This is a genomic window from Kerstersia sp. (genome assembly GCF_052103615.1).
Taxonomy (GTDB): domain Bacteria; phylum Pseudomonadota; class Gammaproteobacteria; order Burkholderiales; family Burkholderiaceae_B; genus Kerstersia.
Window position 1 is genome coordinate 1 of the sequence record NZ_JBQEKA010000142.1, and the last position, 4,011, is coordinate 4,011.

At 63.2% G+C, this 4,011-nt stretch carries 4 protein-coding genes; 3 read left to right on the forward strand and 1 reads right to left on the reverse strand.

Features of this window, described 5'->3' with window-relative positions; genetic code table 11:
- The coding region (locus ACTJGZ_RS15920) for a TonB-dependent receptor domain-containing protein (RefSeq protein ID WP_441663869.1) at positions 1–1,896 on the reverse strand (1,896 nt) is incomplete at its 3' end.
- Between the two features lie 289 nt (positions 1,897–2,185).
- Between ACTJGZ_RS15920 and ACTJGZ_RS15925 the strand changes: the two genes are divergently transcribed.
- The 3 genes from ACTJGZ_RS15925 to ACTJGZ_RS15935 all read left to right on the forward strand — a co-directional run.
- Positions 2,186–2,707 (forward strand): RNA polymerase sigma factor, encoded by a 522-nt coding sequence (locus tag ACTJGZ_RS15925; RefSeq protein ID WP_441663870.1) that lies wholly within the window; start codon positions 2,186–2,188, stop codon positions 2,705–2,707.
- Between the two features lie 13 nt (positions 2,708–2,720).
- Entirely contained in the window at positions 2,721–3,689 is a 969-nt protein-coding gene (locus tag ACTJGZ_RS15930) for a FecR family protein (RefSeq protein ID WP_441663871.1), read from the forward strand.
- A gap of 142 nt (positions 3,690–3,831) precedes the next feature.
- Positions 3,832–4,011 (forward strand): hypothetical protein (locus ACTJGZ_RS15935; protein WP_441663872.1); only part of this gene is annotated, 180 nt, incomplete at its 3' end.

The window sequence follows — 4,011 nt, forward strand, 5'->3', positions numbered from 1 at the left end:
GTCTTCATAGCTGGCGGTCTTGCTCTGGCTGAAGACCCGGTAGTATTCCAGGAAGCCATGCCATTGCTGCCAGTTGGCCTGGGTGCGCAGCCCCAGCCGCGCAGCAGGAATGCGCGGCAGGTTGGATTGCGGGCCGCGCAGCTTGCCGCGGATGTAGTCGCCGAACAGCGTGGCGCTTAGCCCTTTGCTGTAGTGGTAGCTGGCCTCGGCTTCCAGACCGGTGAAGCTCGCGTCGCGTTGGGTATATTCAATCAGCCGGAAGTCTTCGAACTGATCCAACGTTTCGGCGTAGATGTAGCCATCGACACGGCTGTGGTAGGCGTTCAAGGCGAAGCTGATGTCGCCGTCGTCTTTGCGCAGGCCGAATTCCACCGTGTTGGCGGTTTCACGGCCCAAGTCGGTATTGCCGCGTTCATACGTGTTGGTGGCAAGGTGCACACCCTTGGCGTACATTTCCTGCGCATTGGGCAGACGTTGCGAGCGCGAGAACGACAGGGTGGCGGCGTAGCCCGGCGTGAAATCCCAGATGGCTGCCGCCGAGAGTGATCCGGCATGGCCGCTCTTGCTTGGCTGGGTGCCGGCGGTCGGGGTCAGGCGCTGCCACTCCTGGCGGGCGCCAACTTCGAAGCGCCAGTCGTCATGGCGGTATTCTTCCAGCAGGAAAAGGCCAGTGCTGCTGGTGCGCGTGCGCGGCACGAAACTTTCCACGCCGCTGGATTCAAAATGGGAACGTGCGGTTTGCAGGCCGACGACGCCATGCCACCGGCCTAGCGGCTGATGCTGCAATTCCAGCCGCAGATCGCGGCCATGATTGGTAAAAGTGGTGGCGGTGACGCCTTCATCGCGTTCGTCATGGCGGTAGTCGGTATGGCTGGCGCGCAGGCGCAGCCGGTCGAAACCAGGCAGGGGGTCGCGCAGTTCGCCGCGCAAGTCTATGCGTTCGCTGCGCAGGTGCGCCGTGGCCGCATGGCCTTCGCCATGGTCATGCGAATGTTCGTGGCCATGATCGTGCCCGTGGTCATTGTCATGGCTATGGCTGCCGCAGTGCAGGGCGGAGCCATGCGGGTGGCAGCTTTCATATTCATGGCTGTGGCCGGGCAGGCCGTAGTCATCGTCGCGGTAGGAATAGGCCAGCCCCAGGTAGCCGCGGTCGCCGATGAAGGAAAAACCCAGGCTGCCTTGCGTGCTATCGGTGTTGGAATTGGCGACCTTGCGGAAGTCCTGGCCGGGCACCCGGTAATCGTCCGAGCGCAGCCGCGAACCCTCCACATGCAAGGCGACATTGCCTTCGCCGGTCGTCAGCGCAAACGCCCCGGCGCGTTCGTTGGAGCCAGTTGCGCCGCGCAGCTGCACCTGGCCGCTCAGGCCATTGTCGGGAATATGGGTGGGGATTTTGTCATCCACGACATTGACGACCCCGCCGATGGCGCTGCCGCCGTATAGCAGGGCGGCCGGGCCGCGCAGCACTTCCACGCGCTGCGCCAGCAACGGATCGACGGTCACGATGTGATCGGGAGAGACCGAGGACGCATCAAAAATATCGGCGCCGTCGGAGAGCACTTTGACGCGGGGCGCTGTTTGGCCGCGAATGACGGGGCGGGTGGCGCCGTTGCCGAAGCTGTCGGCATGCACGCCAGGCAGGTGGGCCAGGCTCAGCCCCAGCGTGCCGCGGCGGTGCCAGGCCAGGTCTTCCTCTTGCAGGACAGTGCTGGCCTGGATGAGGTCGCCTTGTTCGCGTTGCAAGGCATCTGCCGAGATGATGACCGGGGAGAGCTGCGTTACCGGTGCGTCTGCGGGCTGGGCAAACAGGAGCGCGGGGCTGCCGAGGAGTGCCGCAGCCAGGGCGGCAGACAAAGGGCGTGGCCGGAGGAACATGGGAAAAACTTCCTTTTTCATGAGGCAAACAATCAAGGGGAAAGCGGTAATTTATTAATGATATAACATTGCAATAGCTTTGAGGAATCCCTGTGCAAGATGGCGCGTGCAGGGGCTGGGGGGGCAGGCAGGGCGCAGCAAGCAGGTATCTGCGCGGCGGCGGGCAGGGATGTGGCGGCCGCGCATCATGCTTGTGAAGGATAGTTGTTTTCATTATCATCGCTGCTTTTGGCGGATGAGGCTTGAGCTGTTGCAGCCGGCTTTCATCCCGACAACATTTGCTGCCGGCCTGATCCGGCCCCGGAACCCCATGCCAAGCCTGGCGCAGGTCGTCGAAGAATTGACGGGCGCCTACACTGAACTGAAGCGGTATCTCGGCTGGAAGCTGAATGATTCGCACAAGGCCGCGGATATTGCCCAGGAAAGTTTCGAGCGCGTTTACCACCATGCCCTGAAAGGCAAGGTGGCGCGTCCGCGTGCCTTGCTGTTCAGCGCGGCGCGCAATCTGATCATCGACCAGGGGCGCAGCGAACAGCGTGATCAATCCCTGATGGATGAGTTGGGGCAGCACAGCAACGACATGGCCGCCAGCGTGGAACAGCAGGTCTTGCATCGTCATCAGCTCGAACGCGTGGCGGCGCGCTTGCAGCGATTGCCGCGCAAGCGCCGGGAGGTGTTCGTCCTGGCGCGGATATACGGTTACAGTTACGCCGAAATTGCTGCGCGCATGGATATTTCCGTCGCTGCGGTGGAGAAACATATTGCGCGTGCCGTGCTGGATTGCTCGGATCTGATCGAGTCTGACAGCGCGCCAGGCGCGCCACGCAAATGACGGATGACTGACTATGCACCGCTCCCAGGTTGAATACGCATTGACTTTGCTGGCCCGTACATCGGGCGGCACGGGCGAGCGTGCGCGCCGGGCGGAACAGGAACTGGTGGGCTGGCGCCGGGCGGCGCCGGAACATGAGTCTGCTTTTCAGGAAGCCTGGCGGCGCTGGCAAGCGCTGGATGCGATGAGCAGCGAACTGCGCGGCCTGATTGCCGAACCGCGCACGCGGCTGCGGCGCCTGCGCAACTGGCGTCTGCCGGTATTCGGCACGGCCTTCGCCGGCTTGCTGCTGGCCTGTGCCGGCTGGTATTACCTGGTGCCGCTGGAAACGCAGGTATTTGCCACAGCGCTGGCGCAAAGCGGCCGTTATGAGCTGAGTGATGGCAGCACGCTGGAATTGAATGCGGATAGCCGGGTGCAGGTGCGTTATTTCCGCCATCGGCGTGAAGCCGAACTGTTGGCCGGGGAGGCGCGTTTCCATGTGCAGCCACAGGCGGGCCAGCCTTTCAGCGTGACTGGCGGTGGCGTGCGCGCCACTGTGCTGGGGACGGTGTTCAGCGTGGGCCATCGCGGCGCGGGCGCGCAAGTGCAGGTGGAAGAAGGGGTCGTGCGGGTGGATGCGCTGCGTGCCTGGTGGCATCCGGATCTGACGGGGCCGGTGCTGCATGCCGGGCAGCAGATCTATGGCGACCGCCAGGCCTTGGGGGCGGTGCAAGCCCTGCCGGAAACGCAAGCAGCTGCCTGGCGCCGCGGTTTGGCGGTGTTCGACGACACGACGCTGGCCGAAGCCCTGGCGCAATTGCAGCCGTGGTCTGCGGTGCCGCTGCGTTTGATGGATGAGCGGGCAGGACAGCAACGCATTACCGGAACCTTTCATTTGGATGATGTCGCGGGCGTCATCGCCCTGCTGCCGCGTATTGCCGCAGTGCAGGTTGAACAGCGCGCAGACGGCGTGCAAATTCGCAGCCTGGCGGCCCGCTGACGGCGGCCAGGCTGCGGCGTAAAGCTTGCGGCTGACCGGGCAGGCCTGGCGCCAGCCCATGGTTTGGCTCCTGGCCATGCCGGGTCAGTGCTGGCGTTTGCCCTGAGAGCGATTCGCAAATAAAAATAATTGTCGGGTTTATTTGGCTTGGGTCGTCTTCATCGTGATCGCCGTAATCACGCAAGAAGTCACCGAGGATGATATGACCATGCGCAATCGCGCAACAGGGCCGTTTTCCGGCCCGCGCCAGCAAAATGCCATCAGCAGTAAACAGAATATTCTGACTATGCGAACCAGCGTTGCCGCCGTTCTGACGGCATGC

Bases quoted from the DNA above. Each gene is read 5' to 3' on its own strand.
- ACTJGZ_RS15925 (WP_441663870.1), top strand. From the start codon at position 2,186: ATGCCAAGCCTGGCGCAGGTCGTCGAAGAATTGACGGGCGCCTACACT.
- ACTJGZ_RS15930 (WP_441663871.1), top strand. From the start codon at position 2,721: ATGCACCGCTCCCAGGTTGAATACGCATTGACTTTGCTGGCCCGTACA.